Here is a 17,817-nt window from a genome sequence, read left to right as displayed (position 1 = left end):
GGCGAGGTGAAGCCGGAGGAGTTGGCCGCCGCCCGCGACCGCGTCATTCCCGACGTGGCCGCGGCGGGTCTGGGCGTGCTGTTCTGCGGGATCAACCCCGGCCTGATGTCGGCGGCGACGGGCCACCACTTCGCCCGGCCGGGCAACCGCTTCTGGCCGGTACTGCGGCTCTCGGGCTTCACCCCGCGGCAGTTGGCGCCGTCGGAGCAGGACGAGTTGCTCGACTACGGCCTCGGCATCACCAACGTCGTGGCACGGGCGACGGCGCGGGCCGACGAGCTGAGCGCCGAGGAGTTCCGCGAGGGCGGCCGGCTCCTGGTGGCGCGGGTGGAGCGGCTACGGCCCCGCTGGCTGGCGGTCGTGGGCATCACCGCGTACCGCACGGCCTTCGACGACCGGAAGGCGGCGATCGGCCCGCAGTCGAGGACGATCGGCCCGACCCGGATCTGGGCACTGCCCAACCCGAGTGGTCTCAATGCGGTTACAACTACCCATCGCCCATGATCCACTTCGCGGCCTGCCGTCAGGGGCGGACGACCCCAATCGATCTTCTCAGAGGGGTGTCTCAGCAGCTCAGAGCCCCTGTCGGGCGGCCAGCCACGCAACGGGGGCAGGCCGCCAGGGCATGGTTCGGTGTTTCTACGTTGCAAGATCGACACCAAAAAGCGCCCGACCTTGGCATCAGGTCGAGCGCTCTTGATGGGCGAACCGCCGGCCGCATGATTACGGCCGGTTGAACTCGCCGTCCACCATGCCGCTCTCGAAGGCCGCCCACTCGCCAGGGGTGAAGACGAGAGCGGGGCCGTTTCCCTTGTCCTTGCTGTCTCGCATGGCGACGCGGCCATCGTTGAGGAACGCGACCTCCACGCACTGGCCGTTGTTCTGGGAGCGGCTGGACTTACGCCACACCGCGCCCGTGAGGTCTGAACTCATCATCGCGCAAACTCCTTTGCCGCTTGGTGAAGCATGTTCTGAGTGTCCTTGGCGTCCAGGGCCGTGTCCCAGATCGACTTGAACGCCTGGTCGTACCGCTCGATCTCTTGCGGCTTGTCGAGGTACAGATCACCGGTGAAGCCCTCCATGTAGACGGTGGTCGGCTCCATCGGCTGGCCGTCACCGTTGACAGGAAAGTCGAGGATGGTGAACGGGCCGGACATGAGTCCGTGATGCAAGCCCGCCGCGAACGGCACAACCCGCAGTGACACGTTCGGCTGCTCCATCGTCTCGGCCAAGCGGTGCAACTGGCGAGCCATTACTTCACCGCCGCCGACCGGTTGACGGAGCACCGCTTCACCAAGCGCTAGCTCCAGGGTAGGTGGGGCAGTCACCCTGGTCAGCAGCTCTTGACGTGCCAGTCGGACATGCACTCGCCGTTCGATCTCGTCGGGATCAACGTCGGGGTTGTCCGCCTGAATCAATGCACGGGCGTAGTCGTCTGTCTGCACCAAGCCAGGTACCAGATCCTTGATGTACTGCCGCAGGCTGGCCGCTGCACCCTCCAGCCCGATGAACAGGTCGAAGCCTTCCGGGATCACGTCACCGTAGGAGTGCCACCAACCCCGGTTCTTCGTCTCCTTGGCCAGACCCATCAGGCCCTTGGTCAACTCGGCATCCGCGCCGTACACACGACACATGGTCTCAACGTCCAGGCTGCGCATGGACGTTTGGCCCGTCTCGATGCGCCAGATCTTTTGATCCGACCACTCCAGGGCTGTTGATGCCGCCCGCACGGTCAGCCGCGCCCGATTGCGCAGCTCACGTAGGTGTCGCCCCAGTTGACGGCGAGGCACGGTCGAGCCGCTTGCCACTTCCACCACTTGGTGTACCTCCGATCTGGAACCAATCTTACATCCGAAATGGAATCCCGAATCTGTCCAATGTGGAATGGGAGATATGCGTTCGAGAACGTGACTCCCAGATTTCCAATCTGGAGTGTTGCATATTCGACTCATCCAGTGCTTCACTCAGTAACCCATAGGACCGCCGCGAACACGCCATGTGATCGCAGGCATGGCGAGGGAGAGCGAAGCGTGATGAATCCGCTGATTTTTGGCTACATGCATATCGAGTCGGGGCAACCGGACGACGAGACGTCGCGCCAGGAGTGCGCACTCAAGAGCTACGCCGAACGCGAGGGTTTCAGCTTGGCGACCGTCTATCGGGATGTCGGAAGCGGCTCACGCTCGGGGTTCGCTGCCATGGTCGAGGAACTTGCGCGGACAGAGACGCGTCACGTTGTTGTGGTTCCCACGCTGGGCCACCTTCAAGGGGTGGCGGGTAGCCGTGAGTTTGACGTTCACGCCATCAAAACGAACCCCGCTCGTCCACTGGCTTACGGCTACCTGCGCGTCCTGTCTGACGCCGACGACCGTAAGGCTGTGGCGCTGGAACAGGACATGAAGCGTTCCGCCGCCGCGCAGGGCCTCCAACTCACCGCCATCTATCACGAGTTCGCGAGCGGTTCGATCAACGCCTTCAACGAGCTGGTCGAGTCGATCCGCTCGACTGGTGCGCGCGACGTGTTCATCCCGTCCTTGGAACATCTGAGCAAGAACGGCCCGCTTCAACGGGCGCTCCTCGACCGGTTGGAGTTCGGCTTCTCGACCACCGTGCATGCGCTGGATGAACTCCCTCGCCACCAGCACGCAGCCGGTCGGAAGTAGCACCATGACGCTGCTCCGCGCGTGGGATCGCCTGACGCTCGCCGCTGTCCCCTCGGCCGCGAGCTGTGCGCGAGCCTTCGCGACACACACGCTCCGGTGGTGGGATGCGACGCACGTTATGGACGACACGCTGCTCGTCGTCTCCGAGCTGGTCACCAATGCCGTTACGGCAACTGGGCCGAAGACGACCACACCCACGTGGACGGACGTCAAGGCGGAACACATCCTCGGCGTGCAGCTCCGCGTCGTGGACATGTATCTGTACGTCGAGGTGTGGGACAGGAGCGGGGAAGTGCCTGGCACCAAGCACCCCACCGCGGACGCCGAAGATGGGCGCGGTCTTCTGCTCGTCGAAGCCCTGACGAAAAGGTGGGGAACCTCCCGACCGCCGGCCGGGGGCAAGGTCGTGTGGGCTGAGTTGGAACTGTCTACGCCGCCCACGCTGACGGTTGATGTGCCGCCACTCCCGCACCGGGTGCCCGCGCATGTGCGCGTCCCGGAAGGTGCCGCGAAACAAACAGTCGACACCGCGCTGATGCAGCGCATCTTGGAAGGGCTGCACAACCTGTGAGCGTGTCCACCATCCTCCTGATAGTGCTCATGCTCTGGCTGCTTTCCCGATACGACAAGCGGGAAGCAGCAGCACGACGAGCCAAGCGAAAAGATGAGATAGCGGAGATAGTCAAGAGTCGACCGGAAGACACCGACCTGTTCCGTGAGGTGTTGGACGAAATCAGTGCGAACAAATCCAAGCACAAACCGAGATAGCTTGGAGAAACGAAACGAAGAACACCCCGCGTCCACAACGGACAGCGGGGTGTTCGACGTTGCGGAGCGGGGTGGTGATGACTGACGCGTTTAGGCGTCAGCCGTTGTTGGTGGTCAATCCCGCCTCGCTGAGGAACGTGCCGAGTGTGTCGGCGAGTTCGGCGTGACCCTCCGAGCGGTATCGCTCGACGGTCTCGCGCGGGTCGGTAGTGCTGGTGGCAACGTCACGGCCGGGCAGTGCCAGGTCCACGATCGTCGCGGTCGGCGCGCCGCTCTGCACCAACTGCATGAAATGGGTGGCGTTGGCGGGCGACTGACCGAAAAGGTCAAATTCGTTGCTCACGAGTGTTCCCTTCATGAATGACGACATCTTGACGAAGGATAGAATCTATTTCGTCGCCATTAATTATGAAGGATTCGCCAATTAATGCAAGGATAAGCGATTTCAACTCACGACACCCTAGATATTGAGGGGCATAGCGAATCGCGCCCTAACCAACCTTGTCAGCGAACTCAACAAGAATTGTGAACTGCACCCATCCGCTAGCTTGCCTCACAATACCGTCTTGCTTGTTGTCGCCAATCAGCGCACCGCCGGTCTCAGCGATTCCACCCGAGGGCTCACTATTCAACCCGTCGGACATTTGCAACCCTTTGCCGCCATATTTTTTCCTCGTGCCCCAAGTCGTAAGGAAACTCGATTCCGGTATGTAGTAAATGTTTAGCGGCTTCTCTGCCAGGAAGATGCACGTAGCCCATACCGTTGGCGCATTTTCGGCGGTGAACTGCGCAACCAAGCCGGGGTTGTAGAGGGGCATTTTTGGAGGAACTAGAATCTCCGCACGCGCGTCGTGAAGTTGCGCCGCAGAATTGCCTTTGTCCAAGTTCGGCGCTACCGCATTCGAGAACCAGGCAGAGCAGTCGTAATAGTGTCCGTCTTCGGCCGCGATGCGATTATCCCAGCGCCGCTCTTTAACCTCCTTCTCATCTTTGTCGTGACACAAAAGAAACTCGCGTTCATCGCCAAAGCTGTAGGCGTCAGCGAGTGAATTAAATGCCGCGTATGGCGCCGGTTTATTGACGGAGTACATCTTGCGCTCAGGCCCCCACCCCGTCGAAGTGTGATCGAGTTCCGATACGGGGATCGTAACGGGCGATGCGATGGGGGGTCGTTTCTGATCACCATTCTTGCTTGAGCCCGATGGCCATATTTGGATCAAGAGAATGGAAACACTAACAACTACGACGGCAATCGGAGTAAGCCAGTGCCGCCTGCTTGGCTGGGGCTTAGCAGGTGGCGTCGAAGATTCCTCGTCTTCTGAGGCTTCCCCCTCCTCTACTGCGGCAGGTGTTTGGTTGATGGCCTCAGTCTGGCCAGCTTCTTTGAGTAGTAGTTTTACGAGGCGTTCAATGGCACGCTTTTCGGCGTCGAAGATGCTGCGCTCGCTGCCATAAAATGTCCCGTCCAGTCTTGCCGCGTTGCGTCTAGCCGTCGTGTTCTTTAAGCGATCCACACCGACGGCGAGCGACGCTCGGAGGATCTTGGCGTCCTGGTCGTCGCCAAGATGGTTGGCGAGATTGGTCAGCCGCTCGACACCTTCGTACTCATCCTCCGTACCGAGGAGTTCCAACAACATCGGCTGCTTGGCAAGTGCGTCAGGCGTCAATCCCTGCCGCTTACGTAGATCACCAACGGCAGTCACCGCCAGCTCGTAGAAGCCCACGTTCCACTCCTTCACGGCCGTTGTCTCTGTCTCGCAGTATGCCCCGCTGGATCTACTGCAACGGCGCTGCAAGCTGGGTCGTTGCAGTCCCGTTGCAGTGACCAGACCCCTCTCGCCGGCCAACTGTTGATGTGGGGATCAACCGATCCAGCACTAACAGCGAGATGGAGGACAACACTATGGGCAGTGATCTGACGCTTGGCGGAGGTGGACAACAGGACGGCCGCGGCGGCTGGTTGGCGCGTCCGTCCAAGGACCAGCGAGCGCTCCAGGCCCGCGCCGAGCGTGACCGGACGAACCTGCTGTACGAGGCGCAGAAGCAGGAGTTCACTGAGGCGCTGCGCCTGCGTCTGACCCAGAACGTCATGTACGACATCAGCGACGTGGTGGGCTTGGCCGAGCAATTGGCGGCCGGTAATCCGTACCTCGCTGTCGAACTCCACAAGGTAGTACAGGAGTTTGCGCGCCAGTCCGGCCGTGACGTTCGGAACTTCGGTAATGGGCTGGGGATCTGATCAGCGTGAGTATGGATCTCATCTTCAGCCTTCTTGGTGGCTGCCTCCTCGGCGGAGTTTTTGTCCTCTGGGACAAAGCGTGGGTCCGCCGGGAGGAAGCCAAGGAGCGACAGCAGTCCATTCAGCGCGAGGCGATGGACACGTACATCACCATGCGCGACCGCAAGCACGACACGATGCGGCAGATGCGCGACATCGCCCGCGATCACCGAAACAAGTAAGGAGAGCTGTTCTCCATGTACCAAGCGGTCAGTGATGGCAGCCAGGGGGCCGGGGGCGGTGTAACCGCCGTCATCCTGATCATTCTGGCGATTTGGGTGCTTTCTCGACTTGATTCGTCAAGCGAACGAACCAAGCAGGCGCAGCGCAAGCGCGAGATAGAAACCATCGTGCGCGGTCGCACCAGCGACGCCGACCTCTTCCGCGAGGTGCTTGATGACCTCGACAAGGAAGAACGCGCCCGGCGTCGTCGGTAACTCACGGCCCCTATACGAACACCGGCCCCCGCTCGACTCGTCGCTCGTAGGTGAAGGCAGCCACTCGTTGGCCAACGCCACACCAACACCGTGCGACCAGACGAGCGGGGGCTGTGTGGTTGATCGTCGCCCCTCATCCCACCGCCGGCCCCGACCGAGGGTCAGCGTCTTCTTTGAGAAAGGTCTTGCTGTGAAGAAGGCCCGCAACTTCCTGTTGTTGCTTCTGCTCGCCGCCCTCACGATCAACGCGCTGTGGATCGCCATCGCGCCGTTGGTGCCGTACATCGTCAGCGCGCTGGCCGTCGTGCTCGTCATGGGCTTCATCTACTACCGCATGACGCGGTGGTGAAAGAGATGAAGCGCTTGAAACCGTTCCTCTTGACGTTCCCGGCCGACTTGAACGACAAGCACGTGACCGCGTGGCTGCACGCGCTGGGTGGCACGCTTACCAGCGGGCCGAGGCGACTGCTTGGTGTGGCGGCCATCGTCGCCGAGGTCGAGGCGAGTGAAGCGGGCATCGTTCACCGGCTCCGCGTCCCGGAAGGGCTGGCCGATTACGTGACCGGACAGCTGCGCTCGCTCATTCCCGGTTCTACCGTGCAGCCGGCCCCGACGGATGAACCCGTCCACCAGTGGACGACCGCGGTGGAGCTTGGATCGTCCGATCCGCGGCGCGGGCTCGGCATCCAGAACGCCGACGCTCTCGCCGCCAGTCTGCTGACCAACATGCAGGCGCTCGGGAGTGGTGAAGCCGTCATCCTGCAATGGGTGCTGTCACCGGCCGTGCGAGAACGACCACCCCAGCAGGCAGGCGAGTTCCAACTACCGGGACGACGGCTGACGCCGAGGGTTGACCGCGACCGGATCACGGACGAGCGGGCGAAGCTCAGCGAACCCAACTTTCTCGGTGTACTGCGCCTGGCCGTGAAAGCCGGAAGCGAAGCACGCGCCAACCAGCTCCTTGCACAGATGCGCTCCAGTCTCACGGGGGCGGGGAGTGGGCGGAACCGGTTCACGCGGCGGCTCACCCCGGCGAAGCGGGTAATCGGGCGCGTTCACCAGGCCGCCGTTCCCACCTTGTTTCCGGGACGGTTCGCGGTGCCGGAACTGGTCGGCTTGTTGGCGTGGCCCATCGGGGCACCGCATATCGCGGGGCTGCCACGCGGCCGGACACGCCAGCTCGCCCCGACTGGCGCCATCTCACGGACGGGCCGGGTTGTCGCACGTTCCAACTTTCCCGGTAGCACGCGGTTGTTGGCGCTGTCCCCGCAAGAGTCGACCTGGCACGCGCAAGTCGTCGGGCCGACAGGTACGGGAAAGACGACACTGCTTACAAATCTCATATATCAGGACATGAACGCCGGTCGCGGAGTGGTGCTCATCGAGAGCAAGGGCGACCTCTTCAAGGCGGCGCTCGACCGAGTTCCTGAACGTCGGCTCCACGATGTCGTCGTCCTCGACGTGGGCGACGCCGATCACCCGGTGGGCTTCAACATCTTGCAGGGCTCGCCCTTTGTGGTGGCCGCCGACATCCAAAGACTCTTCGACCATCTGTATCCGCAGGATGCCCGAGGCGTCCGCGTCCGGCAGGGGTTCTACCACCTGATCCTCACCCTCATGATGAGCGCCGGAACCTCGGCTCCAATGACGTTCGCTGATCTCGGCGCACTGGCCGTGCCACGAGCGGATCAGGTGGAATTCTCGCGCCGCTTGATTCGCGGCGTCGAGCACATCGAGGAACTGGCGATGTGGTGGGCTGGGATTGACGACCGCAGCCGGGCCATGCACTTCCAGCCCGTGATGGACCGCATTTGGCAGCTCAACAACCGGCGCTCGATCCGGAACATCATCGGGCAGTCACACAGCACGGTGGATCTGGCCGACATCCTGCGGAGCGGCAAGATACTGCTCGTCAATCTTTCCCGCGCCACCGAGGGCAAGGACACGGCTCGACTCCTCGGCAGCCTGCTGCTGAATTCCGTGTGGAGCGCGGTACAGGCCGGGGCGACTGATCCGGCCCGACCAACCATGCTGTACCTGGACGAGTTTCAGGACTTCGTCAACCTGCCGTTCGCACCGGCCGACATGTTCGCCCAAGCACGTTCACGCGGCCTCGCCATGACGGTGGCGCATCAGTTCCTCGGGCAGCTCACGCGTGAACTCCAGGACGCCACCCAGAACAATGCGCGTTCGACGGTGGTGTTCCAGACCAGCGCCGACGAAGCCCGCTCGTTCATCCGGCAGTTTGGCCGCAGCGTGAAAGAGGAGGACTTCGTCAACTTGAGGCAGTACGAAGTCCTGGTGCGCCTTTCCACCAGCGAGGGCGTCAGTACGCCGGTTACAGGGGTGACGCTGCCGCCGGTTGATCCGACCGGCCAGGCCAGTGAGGCACGGCGGTTGTCGCGCGCTACCTACGCCCGCCCCGCGGTCGAGGTGGACGAGGAGATCAAGCGGCGTCGTGGCGGTCGGCCGGCCCCGGCAGCTTCTACGAGGCGACCGCGCTTCGGTGGCCCGATGGGCTCAAGCGATGCGTAGCGCGCAGAACCTCTTGTCGGAACTGGCGTACCTCCAGCGGAGTATTGAGTACCTCGGGGACGTCCTCCACGACGTTGAAGCCGTCGCGGAACGGCTTGGTCGGCGTCACCATGACGACCCGCTGCTTGAAGGGATGATCGAGAGCGGAACCCGCCAGTGGTCCGCCTCGATGAAGCACCAGCTCGACACGTCGGCGCGTGTCGCCGAAGCCTGGCGGACCCAAATGGAAGCGCTCGAATAGAAGATCCCGAAACCAAGTGGCTCGCCTGGTCCGTCCTGTTGTAGGTTGATCTGTTCGGATCTTGGCAACTCGCAGACGGAGGTAGGTCGTTGACGGACATCGAGAAGATGGTGGCTCAGTTGGATGAGCTGATTCTTCGAGCCGAGGAGGTGACCCAACATAACAACTGGCGTGAAGAACTAGTCTGGTTGCGACGTGGGAAAGTAGTGTGCGGCCGACTCGAATCGGCCATTGATCGGATTGCTCCACCGGGTTCGGTCTACAAGAAGCGCGTCTCGAATATCTATGGTCGCGGCCTTCTTGACGGTATCTACGATATAGCGGTGGCACTCCGGGACGACCTCAAAGACGGCTGGATAGACTCGGTTGTTGAGATTGTTCACGCTGACATGCATGGCGATTACTTGGAGATGGCCGACACGCTCATAAGCGCAGGCTACAAAGATCCCGCCGCCATCATTACTGGTACGTCTCTCGAAGTTCACGTGCGCGCCCTTTGCGCCAAGCATGGCGTCGACACCGAACTGTCCAACGGTGCACCGAAGAAGGCGGATGCCATGAACGCCGACCTCAAGAAGGCTGGTGTCTACGACGGTTTACAGCAGAAGCAGATCACGGCCTGGATGGATCTGCGCAACAAGGCGGCCCACGGCAACTACACCGACTACGACAAACATCAGGTTGGCTTGTTCATCGAGGGCGTGCGTGCCTTCATGATCAAATATCCGGCGTAGCACGAAGACGAAAGGACCGAGATGGCTAACGTTGATAAAGTAGTCGATCAGCTCAACTTCCTGATCAAAGCGTCTGAAAACTACGCACAGAATAGAGATTGGTCTCTTCTGGCTGGCGCAGGAGACGACCCTATCGTTCTCAGCAACCGGCTTGAAGCCGCGATCGAGCGAGCCACGCGACCGAACTCTATATACATGAAACAGCTTGCCAGTGCACGAAGCAAGGCACAGCCCTTTCGGCTCAGAGAAGTGCGCACCGTCGCCCTAGGACTGCGGGATGACCTGGCTGTCGGGTGGGTTGAATCGGTCGTCGAGCTGGTGCACGCCGATACCTACCGCGACTACTTGGAGATGGCGGAGGGACTGCTCGCTAAGGGCTACAAGGACGCGGCAGCGGTCATCACCGGGACGTCCCTCGAAGTCCACGTGCGCGCGCTGTGCGTAAAGAACGGCGTGACCACCGCAGTGGCGGGCAGGCCGAAGAAGGCCGACACCATGAACGCCGACCTCACGAAGGCCGGCGCGTACGACGGGCTGCAACAGAAGAAGGTCACCTACTGGATGGGCCTGCGCAACAAGGCCGCGCACGGGAACTACGCCGACTACGACAAGGACGAGGTACGGCAGTTCATCGACGGGGTGCAGTCCTTCATGATGAAGTACCCCGCGTAGGCGAACCCCGGAGGCCAGGGGTAGGCCGACCGTAGGTCTACCCCTGTACCTGTAGCCATCCTGACCAGCGAAAACACCGTGGCCTATCCGGACGTAGGACGGACGTTGGAACTGACCCAGCGCGATTACGACGTGCTCACGCTCACCCAGACCTTTTCTCAGGTGGCGTCGACTCACCTTGTAGAGCTGCTGTTCGCTGACGTGTCGCACTCCGTACCGGACAAGGTTCTCGGCCGGTTGGTGCGGCTCGGGTATCTGTCGCGGGTTGGTCGGCGGGCTCCTGGTGACAAGGGCGGGGCGGGGGCGTTCGTCTACCAGCTCGGCCGCGCCGGGCGGCTCCTCCTGGACGTCGAAGGCCGCCTCTCGCCCAACGTGAACAACCACGCCTTGATGATGGCTGACACCTACGTGGAACTGCGGCGAGCCGAGAAGGCGGGCGTCCTCGCGGTCACGGCCTGGGAGGTGGAACGACGCGTCCCGCCGAGTGTCCGCGCTGATCTGTACGTGGCGCTGGACTTCCCGCAGCAGGGACGCAGTAGCGCGTACTTCCTGGAGATCGACCTGAGCACCGAGCAGCCAGCGCGCATCCGGGACAAGGTCGCCGGGTACTGGCGGGCGGTCGAGGTGAGCACGGCCGACTACTTCCCGTACGTGGTCTTTGTGGTGCGGCAGCAGGTACGGAAGAACGAACTCGGTCGCATTTTCCAGCAGCTCCCAGAGGAGCAACAGGCGATGCTGAGGGTGTATTTGATTGGGGAACTGATACCGGAATTGATGCGACTTTAGACGTTGTTAATAGTACGACGATAACGGGGGTTAAAAGTATTGAATAACAGGGGTGAAAGGCGCATAATAAAGACATAAAGTAAGAGCCCTGCTTGCGACAGGACTCCCACGGGTTTCGGCTAGAATTAGTAGCCAAAACCATTGCTATTTATAGCACCTCCTGTCGCTTCGGGCAAGGAGGTGTTTTTCAAGAAGAAGTAACGGAACGCAAGGAATCAATAGCAATATAAGTAGCGCCGGAAGCTCAGCCTTCTTGGACTGGTTTTCTGCGGCGCAGGAGAATGACGAAATGAGAATCCAAAACATAGCAAACAAAATCGAGAGTGTTGGTGGCGCCTGCCAGGTAGACACACGCCCGCGCGAGGACAACCGTCATGTAGTGCGGTTGGTTGGCAAGATAGGCCAGTACGACATTGAAGCCGTGGACTACGGCTCCCCGTCGCCGTTGGCTAGCGATGCCGACGTGTCTGTGATTGCCTTCAAGCCGGAGAACGACGAGTCCGACCCGATGACGGATTACAACGCGTGGATGTTCATTAGAACGATTGGGTCACTGGAACAGCTTTTACCGAGGCGTGCACCGAGGGCAACAGCATGATTGTCGCAGAGAAACGGCCATGCACGCGCGAGGACTTACAGATGGCCATAAACGTTTCTAGCTATTGGGGAGTGAACGCCGACGGCTCGATGAACACAGGCGACTACTGCGACGAGGGCATGGCGGATGCCGACGACATAAAGGGCTATTACTGTGATAACTGCGGTGAGTTCTGGTTAACGGATTGGAGAAGCCGCGAGGCCACCTGGGCTATCGTCCTTGACCACTTGGAGCCCACCCCGTGAGATGTAGGCGGATGTCGCGTACGCCTCACGGACGCGTGACGGTAGTGCGTCGCCATCACGGGCGGCCGACACTGCCCCGGTCGGTTGGCGAGGATGCTCTCGTGGCGAGCGCTGTCGTGCTTGGACTGTGCGTGTCCCTCGCCGCTGTCGCCGGGCAGTGACGCGGCGACCTCCTGGCGCTGCTCCTCCCCTGGAACCACAACACCCCGCCACTGGCGGGGTGTTCTTGATGGGCGGCACCCACGGCCGCCGCCGGCCTCGGGGTAGGTGGGCTGCTTCTTCGCCACCCCCGCGGTACGCGCATGGGCACGAACATCCAACCGCCAGGACGTGCGGGCTGGTTGCCGCCGACTCACGGCCGGGGCCGGCTGCGGTTGAGGTCGTGGCCATCTACGGGGCAGACGGGCGCTCGTTGGTGCCGCGTTGCTAAGAGTTCGGCCCCTCTCGTCCAACCGAAGTGCCGGCACCGTTCTTGAAGGCCGCCCTTACTTTGGCTCTCGCTTCTCCGTGGAACGGACATACATCCACGTTGGACGGCAGAACACATCGAGAAGGATCAAGCTGCAAGACTGAGACGACACAGACAGGTCTGTCACAGTCGTATCCATTTGCTCCCTATGCCACTATGCTGACTAACTGTCAGCTACGCGGCATACGCGAAGATCTAGGGGCGGGGACGATGGGCAAGATCTGGAACGACGTCAAGAATGCGCTGAGAGATCAAGCTGCCGGGTCGATGAAACACGGCGCTTCAACCTCGTACCGCCACAACCGAGCAGCGATTTTGGCGGCTAAAGCAGAGAGAGAAGAACGAGAGCGACGAGCACGTCAGGTAGGTCGCTTGGCCCTCACGCAAATGCAGCCGCCCCGCTGGTGGAAAGTGACGCTTAGCGAGAACAGGCTGGGAGAAGTCCAATCGAACTACTTCGAAGGGGTTGTCGGCGAGAAGGACGACAAAAAGAAAATTCACATCGCTACCGATACCGCTACGGGCAAGCTCCTCTATGCGCGCGATGTAGATGGTACTGTCCTCTACAGCCGTCTCTCTGGCGACCCCGAGCCGGAATGGTGGAAATAATAACGCGTTAGGAATACACTGAGAGTGTATGAGTGACACACTTCAACCAATAGCGCCAAATGCGACCCCGGCCGAAATGACGGCTTGGGTCGTACGTTTGTATCCCCGCTTTCCTCTCCTGACTGATGAGCAGGTACAGCAAGGCGTAGCCGACGAGCTGTGCCGTGCGCTTCTGCACGTTCTTTTAACGCACCCGTACGCCGAAGACGATCCCATACTTGACGAGATGGCATCGCATCTCGCTGGCCTCGACAGTGATACGCACGATCTTTGGCAGTGGCATCGCCTGCTGAGCACTTATGCCGAGTTTGTAGAAGTACAGAAGAGGTAACTGAAAATGCGCCGCTTGAAATGGGCGGGCCTTGCGATAGTTGCCAGATGGATCAGGTCGAATTATGCGGTGAGGTCGGCTTTCTGGCCCTGGTCTCTCGGCCCTTTCGCGCCAGGGCTGACGGCGCGTTAACTGAGAATGTGTGGAGGAGTTTAAGCCTCTGGCCGGCTACCGATTGGGTCGGGCGCTTCTACCACGCACCTACCCACGAGGTGTGTAATTTCTTTCATGGATTCAGCTCGTGTGCGATAATCCCCCGTAAGGGAATTCGTTACCTGTCTTTCGTCACGTAACGTAGAGTGCGGGGTTAAAAGAAGCACCGAGGAGTTACCCCCCCCCCCCCCCCCGCAGATTGGGGAGTGACGCTAAATTGTGGTTACTTTCTTTCGCCTAGGTAGTCTGTAGCCCATGGGCAGTTGGGGGAAATACCGACTAACAACCATGAGGAACCTAGAACCATGCCCACGCAGGCGTTAAAGACACACCAAAACGAAGAAGGCAACAGCCTTTCGCTGTCCGTCGACGTTCCGCCACGGCTCGACATGCAGCGCATCGACTTAGGCGAGTACGAGAGCGCCAAGCTTGTCCCGCGCCTGATCATCGAGTGCAAGCCGGAGGAACCCGGCAGCGTCGTATGGCTGGAGAGCCGCCCCGTCATGGAAGACGGTGCCGTCCGCTTGTTCCTGCTGGTCCAGAACTTCGGTATGCGAACCGAGACCATGCACATCCGGGAGGCTGACGCGTAGCGCCATCTCACGGACGACCACCAGTGGCACTCAGACGCACAGACACCCCGCAGCCAACCGTGGCACGGGGTGTTTTTGATTGGAGGGATCAAGGGCTGCCGCCGGCCTCGGGTTGAGTCGGCTGGCTCTTCGGCCTCCCCGCGGTACACCGATGGTGGCGGGCTCCAAGGCGCAAGCGCCGCGTGCTGGTTCCTGGTGATCCCAAGCCGGGGCTGGCGTGGGTCGAGAGCGACAGCGCCAAGCCGGCGAGCCGGGGCTCCCTGGTAACGACGCGCCAGGGCCGCGCCCTAACGCATTGAACGATGATGACCTGGCGGCCAGACCGCAACCGGGTTGGCGTGCTGTTCCTGAGCGCTAGGGGGCGCGCACCGGTCGGCTGCTGGTCGGTGTGTCCTGCCCTTCAACCACCCGAGTGATCCTGAAGATGGCGACAGTACCCAACGATGGCGATGGGCCTCCGGTAAGCGGGTAGTCGTCTGTCGTTGCGGCGTAAACGGCGAGCTTCTTCTCCGAAAGGTCCTCCAGGATGGCGGTGATGCTTCTCTGCGCATCCCGTACCGAGGAGCGAGAGGACTCGATGTCTCCTGAGATGTCGCTCCAGTCCTGAAAGGCTTGAACGGCGCTGTCAATGAGGTCTTGCTCGTCGTCGGTGCAGTCGTCTGGTTCCTCATGCGGCAGCCAGCCCATGCAGCCGGACAGGATCGGCCAGAGGTCTCGCCCCGTCTTCATGTGGTCGAGCACCACGACTTCAAACTCTGGCTCGTCAACCGTGATGACGTCGGTGATCCTGTCGATCTGCTCCTGCTTGAGCTTGCTGATCACATCGGCAAGCGTCTTGATCCCCCACACTTCGATGGTGACGCTCGGGTGCAAGGGACGCAGCTCGTTGTCGATTAACTGGTCGACCTCGCCAGGCACGGTGTCATTGGTGAGGAAGCGCCACACCCTCACGTCACGGTGCTCCTGGAGGCAGCCCTCCAAGTCACCGCGGATCTTGGCCTTGGTCTTGTCGATTCGCTCGCCGCGCGTGGCATGCGCTGCGAAGAACACCCGAGCCTTCGGGCAGTAGCCGTCATTCTTGGTGTCCCCCTTTGGCCCTGCCGCCCGCACGGGCTGGTAGTCGCCGGGGTACAGCACGAGGCCGAGCCGATCCATGCAGTCCTGGAAGGCGTTGCCCTCAAGCCGAAGGAGCTGGCCTTCCACGAGCTTCCGGAACGAGTTCTGATCCACGACAGCTATTACCTCACGGCGTCATGCCTGCTGCGGCTGAGTCGGCCGGATCGAGCGGGGTACGCGCTGATCCAGCTGGGCAAGATTCGATACAACTCCGTGCAGCCCTTCGATTAAAACCAATACGTATCGTTCATTGCGGCGCTAGGCTCCAGTTGACTTTCACCGACCTGCATACCATTGTTCTCCATTCGCCACTCTTCCAGATCATTTCGCGCTTTGTTCAATGAATCGCATTGCGCTTGCGATAGGTAGAACACAAACGATTTAACTGCATCCCAGGCGCGATAGGTGCTTTCGAAATCTGGCGGTCGGCGAGTTGCCAGTTCAAGGAAGTTAGTCACAGCTTTCTCGACGTCCTCTTTACGCACCCGCGAGGGCATATGAGGGAGGATATCAATACCACCATCCGCGCTGTACACCACAACGATTGCAGGTGGCGAATCGCTCCCTAGATACCTCACGGCGTTGTTAAGGCGGCTTCCACGGGCTGGATCTCCTTCTCCACGAGCTTCACCATCGAGGATTACCCCAATAGCATGACACTGACCGCTCGGGTCCAAAAGAACAGCGCCGTCCATATCTGTGAGCTGTGTAATCAACTCTGGTGCTAAAGGCGCAGGGCTCACGGACCAACATTGCGGAGAAAGCCGTTGTGCCTCTCCCGCCGCATCGGCAGAGATTACCAACATTGCTCCGTGTCTGTGGTCGCCAGCTGCACGGGCTGCCTCAAGCAAAAGATCAGTGTCCCCTTGCGGAAACAGCCGCTCTATCAGGTCGACGAAGTAAAATTCATCCAATACGTATGTTGGCAAACTGGGGATTCCATCGCGGACAGCAAGTAGGACAACACCGGCGTGTGAAAGCTCCCATACGCCACGAGACGCAAAAGTGACGACGAAGACGGACTCGGTGGTTGCGTCGTACGCAGAGTTGATATTTCCTAGGCCGTAGACTTTCTCGCCGTCGAATAGAACATCAGCTGTTGGCCCGCTAGCTTCCAGAATTTTCCGGACAGCCAGCATATTCCGAGCGGAGATCGGCCGGCTGAGACTTACCATGACGTCGATTGCTGGGTCATCCGACTTTGCAAGTACAAGCCGCCCGGAGCCTTCACGCCCTTCATACGGCAACGCAGAAAGACTGTTCATCAACAAGTGGGAGTCGTTGCCGAACCAATAGCCCGCACAATATAGCAGAGCGTGCATCATGGACTCTGTAGCAGAACGTACTACCTCCCCTGGGCTGGAATGAAGAACTCGAAGACTAGTTCCTGCATCGGGGAAATATAGTGACTGTTCCGCTAGCCCTAGCGTCGTCGAAGTGACAGCATGAAACAAGGAGGGGTGAATTCTGAATCGGTCCCGTTTGACCGTCGAAATTCTCGGTACGCCAGCAACAGCCTGCCGATCAACGCTGATGATGATGTGTACCGCATAATCGTCAACGCGGACCGCATTACCAGCAAAGAAGACTCGTTCCTCTTCACCCGAGAGCTTGGATAAAGTTTCTTCAAGAGCTTCAGCTCGCATCCGATTCTTTAGGGATGCATGGAAGCTCTCGTTCATTCGAGGGTCACTGTGAAAAGAGTTACTGTCAGAGTTCGCCGCGTACTTCTGATCTGCCAGCTGCTGCACGCTTTCAAGGTCTGACGGCTTATAGCGAGTCTCACCTTGCTCGATGCAGATGCTGAATGCGCGTTGGCCGGAAACTTGGAAGCCGACCAGTGTTGTCTTAGGGTTACCGTGGAAACCGACTGACTTGAAAACCGAATCAACCTCAGTTTCCAGAGCACTTCGGAAAAAATCTTGATAACCCCACATGAACTGATCAATATAGCGCTTTGCCATAGCCCCTTGCCCTCGCCCTAGTTTCCCCGTACATACGGCTGAGCATCACGAAACCCGCCCGCGGCGAGCGCTGTTGCCGCACTTCCATAGCGAGCCGACGACCATTCAGTAAGATGCAACTCGCCATCCGTACGACGGTCGGTAAAGTAAGAACCCTCTAGCCCCTCACCAGGTTGTGAACCGATAAAGACCTCAGCCGCGCCGCAGTGGCGCTCACTCCGGTCGCGAACGCCAGGACGAGGCGTATTTACGTACTGCCAGCTTAGGCGCCAACGGCCATCTTGATCATGAATGAGTTTAGCGTGCTCACTAAACGACTTGGACTCGCCTGTAAAGAGGGTGGCGGTCACTCTGGAGGCGGTCTGAGAAATGTATAAGGCTATTTGGATAGGGGGAACCTGTGTTCCGTCAGGCTTGATATAAGAGGAAATCAGCTCACCGCGCCATGTTCCAGCGACGTTGGGAACCCCTGTGAAGTAACGGACTGTCCTCCACTTCCAGATAAACCGTTCCCATAGTGCGAACACCAGTGTGGCGACAAGGCCAGCGATAGAGAACACGCGGAAAGGGATCTCAGATATCCCTTGGCCGGCGAGCAAAGCCAGCATCAGTCCTACAAGGGCAG

Annotated in this window: 25 protein-coding genes; 18 read left to right on the top strand and 7 right to left on the bottom strand. The window is 60.3% G+C overall.

The window, feature by feature from the left end; all coding sequences use genetic code 11:
• Window positions 1–6 precede the first annotated feature (6 nt).
• Window positions 7–504, top strand: a complete 498-nt coding sequence (gene mug / locus ACFT9I_RS27235; protein WP_382568432.1) for a G/U mismatch-specific DNA glycosylase — start codon at window positions 7–9, stop codon at window positions 502–504.
• A 219-nt stretch (window positions 505–723) separates the two neighbouring features.
• Here the strand turns inward: mug and ACFT9I_RS27230 are convergent, their stop codons facing one another.
• Both ACFT9I_RS27230 and ACFT9I_RS27225 read right to left on the bottom strand, forming a co-directional pair.
• Window positions 724–936, bottom strand: a complete 213-nt coding sequence (locus ACFT9I_RS27230; protein ID WP_382568430.1) for a DUF397 domain-containing protein — start codon at window positions 934–936, stop codon at window positions 724–726.
• Window positions 933–1,817 carry a helix-turn-helix domain-containing protein gene (locus tag ACFT9I_RS27225; protein WP_382568428.1) on the bottom strand — a complete coding sequence of 295 codons (885 nt, stop codon included), beginning with the start codon at window positions 1,815–1,817 and terminating at the stop codon, window positions 933–935. Before ACFT9I_RS27225 ends, ACFT9I_RS27230 begins: the two co-directional genes overlap by 4 nt.
• A 213-nt stretch (window positions 1,818–2,030) precedes the next feature.
• On the opposite strand from ACFT9I_RS27225, the gene ACFT9I_RS27220 reads away from it, so the two are divergent.
• From ACFT9I_RS27220 to ACFT9I_RS27210, 3 genes are read left to right on the top strand one after another with little or no spacing between them, the layout of a single operon-like run.
• The gene (locus tag ACFT9I_RS27220) at window positions 2,031–2,663 is read left to right on the top strand and encodes a recombinase family protein (protein WP_382568426.1); all 633 of its coding nucleotides are present in this window, start codon (window positions 2,031–2,033) and stop codon (window positions 2,661–2,663) included.
• A 4-nt stretch (window positions 2,664–2,667) separates the two neighbouring features.
• Window positions 2,668–3,234, top strand: coding sequence for an ATP-binding protein (locus ACFT9I_RS27215; RefSeq protein ID WP_382568425.1), 567 nt, complete (start codon window positions 2,668–2,670; stop codon window positions 3,232–3,234).
• A gap of 2 nt (window positions 3,235–3,236) precedes the next feature.
• On the top strand, window positions 3,237–3,431 hold the full coding sequence (locus ACFT9I_RS27210; RefSeq protein ID WP_382568423.1) for a hypothetical protein: 195 nt from the start codon (window positions 3,237–3,239) through the stop codon (window positions 3,429–3,431).
• A 97-nt stretch (window positions 3,432–3,528) separates the two neighbouring features.
• Here the strand turns inward: ACFT9I_RS27210 and ACFT9I_RS27205 are convergent, their stop codons facing one another.
• Both ACFT9I_RS27205 and ACFT9I_RS27200 read right to left on the bottom strand, forming a co-directional pair.
• Window positions 3,529–3,774 (bottom strand): hypothetical protein, encoded by a 246-nt coding sequence (locus ACFT9I_RS27205; protein WP_382568421.1) that lies wholly within the window; start codon window positions 3,772–3,774, stop codon window positions 3,529–3,531.
• A gap of 148 nt (window positions 3,775–3,922) precedes the next feature.
• On the bottom strand, window positions 3,923–5,155 hold the full coding sequence (locus ACFT9I_RS27200) for a hypothetical protein (RefSeq protein ID WP_382568419.1): 1,233 nt from the start codon (window positions 5,153–5,155) through the stop codon (window positions 3,923–3,925).
• Between the two features lie 164 nt (window positions 5,156–5,319).
• Between ACFT9I_RS27200 and ACFT9I_RS27195 the strand changes: the two genes are divergently transcribed.
• From ACFT9I_RS27195 to ACFT9I_RS27130, 14 genes are all read left to right on the top strand, one after another.
• Window positions 5,320–5,670: a hypothetical protein gene (locus ACFT9I_RS27195; RefSeq protein ID WP_382568417.1), complete on the top strand. Its 351-nt coding sequence runs from the start codon at window positions 5,320–5,322 to the stop codon at window positions 5,668–5,670.
• 11 nt (window positions 5,671–5,681) lie between these two features.
• A complete protein-coding gene (locus ACFT9I_RS27190; protein ID WP_382568415.1) occupies window positions 5,682–5,891 on the top strand; it encodes a hypothetical protein in 210 nt (69 codons plus the stop codon).
• A 15-nt stretch (window positions 5,892–5,906) separates the two neighbouring features.
• The gene (locus ACFT9I_RS27185) at window positions 5,907–6,146 is read left to right on the top strand and encodes a hypothetical protein (protein ID WP_382568413.1); all 240 of its coding nucleotides are present in this window, start codon (window positions 5,907–5,909) and stop codon (window positions 6,144–6,146) included.
• 190 nt (window positions 6,147–6,336) lie between these two features.
• Window positions 6,337–6,495 (top strand): hypothetical protein, encoded by a 159-nt coding sequence (locus tag ACFT9I_RS27180; RefSeq protein WP_382568411.1) that lies wholly within the window; start codon window positions 6,337–6,339, stop codon window positions 6,493–6,495.
• Entirely contained in the window at window positions 6,492–8,681 is a 2,190-nt protein-coding gene (locus tag ACFT9I_RS27175; RefSeq protein ID WP_382568409.1) for a type IV secretory system conjugative DNA transfer family protein, read from the top strand. Before ACFT9I_RS27180 ends, ACFT9I_RS27175 begins: the two co-directional genes overlap by 4 nt.
• The gene (locus ACFT9I_RS27170) at window positions 8,674–8,922 is read left to right on the top strand and encodes a hypothetical protein (RefSeq protein WP_382568407.1); all 249 of its coding nucleotides are present in this window, start codon (window positions 8,674–8,676) and stop codon (window positions 8,920–8,922) included. Before ACFT9I_RS27175 ends, ACFT9I_RS27170 begins: the two co-directional genes overlap by 8 nt.
• Before the next feature lie 89 nt (window positions 8,923–9,011).
• Complete coding sequence (locus tag ACFT9I_RS27165) at window positions 9,012–9,656, top strand: hypothetical protein (RefSeq protein ID WP_382568406.1); 645 nt, start codon at window positions 9,012–9,014, stop codon at window positions 9,654–9,656.
• Between the two features lie 249 nt (window positions 9,657–9,905).
• Window positions 9,906–10,328, top strand: a complete 423-nt coding sequence (locus ACFT9I_RS27160) for a hypothetical protein (protein ID WP_382568404.1) — start codon at window positions 9,906–9,908, stop codon at window positions 10,326–10,328.
• A gap of 105 nt (window positions 10,329–10,433) precedes the next feature.
• Window positions 10,434–11,114 carry a replication-relaxation family protein gene (locus tag ACFT9I_RS27155; RefSeq protein WP_382568402.1) on the top strand — a complete coding sequence of 227 codons (681 nt, stop codon included), beginning with the start codon at window positions 10,434–10,436 and terminating at the stop codon, window positions 11,112–11,114.
• A gap of 289 nt (window positions 11,115–11,403) precedes the next feature.
• Window positions 11,404–11,712 carry a hypothetical protein gene (locus tag ACFT9I_RS27150; protein WP_382568401.1) on the top strand — a complete coding sequence of 103 codons (309 nt, stop codon included), beginning with the start codon at window positions 11,404–11,406 and terminating at the stop codon, window positions 11,710–11,712.
• On the top strand, window positions 11,709–11,957 hold the full coding sequence (locus ACFT9I_RS27145) for a hypothetical protein (protein WP_382568399.1): 249 nt from the start codon (window positions 11,709–11,711) through the stop codon (window positions 11,955–11,957). The genes ACFT9I_RS27150 and ACFT9I_RS27145 overlap by 4 nt, the downstream gene beginning before the upstream one ends.
• A 679-nt stretch (window positions 11,958–12,636) precedes the next feature.
• A complete protein-coding gene (locus ACFT9I_RS27140) occupies window positions 12,637–13,035 on the top strand; it encodes a hypothetical protein (protein WP_382568398.1) in 399 nt (132 codons plus the stop codon).
• Window positions 13,036–13,063: 28 nt separating this feature from the next.
• Complete coding sequence (locus ACFT9I_RS27135; protein WP_382568396.1) at window positions 13,064–13,366, top strand: hypothetical protein; 303 nt, start codon at window positions 13,064–13,066, stop codon at window positions 13,364–13,366.
• Window positions 13,367–13,824: 458 nt separating this feature from the next.
• Window positions 13,825–14,112 (top strand): hypothetical protein, encoded by a 288-nt coding sequence (locus ACFT9I_RS27130; RefSeq protein ID WP_382568394.1) that lies wholly within the window; start codon window positions 13,825–13,827, stop codon window positions 14,110–14,112.
• Window positions 14,113–14,466: 354 nt separating this feature from the next.
• On the opposite strand, the gene ACFT9I_RS27125 is transcribed toward ACFT9I_RS27130, so the two are convergent.
• The 3 genes from ACFT9I_RS27125 to ACFT9I_RS27115 form a co-directional block, all read right to left on the bottom strand.
• Entirely contained in the window at window positions 14,467–15,342 is an 876-nt protein-coding gene (locus ACFT9I_RS27125; RefSeq protein ID WP_382568393.1) for a hypothetical protein, read from the bottom strand.
• A 113-nt stretch (window positions 15,343–15,455) separates the two neighbouring features.
• A complete protein-coding gene (locus tag ACFT9I_RS27120) occupies window positions 15,456–17,192 on the bottom strand; it encodes a diadenylate cyclase (protein WP_382568391.1) in 1,737 nt (578 codons plus the stop codon).
• A 17-nt stretch (window positions 17,193–17,209) separates the two neighbouring features.
• A complete protein-coding gene (locus tag ACFT9I_RS27115; RefSeq protein WP_382568486.1) occupies window positions 17,210–17,800 on the bottom strand; it encodes a hypothetical protein in 591 nt (196 codons plus the stop codon).
• Window positions 17,801–17,817: the final 17 nt, after the last annotated feature.

Origin of the sequence: Streptomyces sp. NPDC057137 (genome assembly GCF_042670825.1) — a bacterium.
GTDB lineage: Bacteria > Actinomycetota > Actinomycetes > Streptomycetales > Streptomycetaceae > Streptomyces.
This window is presented reverse-complemented; position numbering and strand designations above follow the sequence as displayed.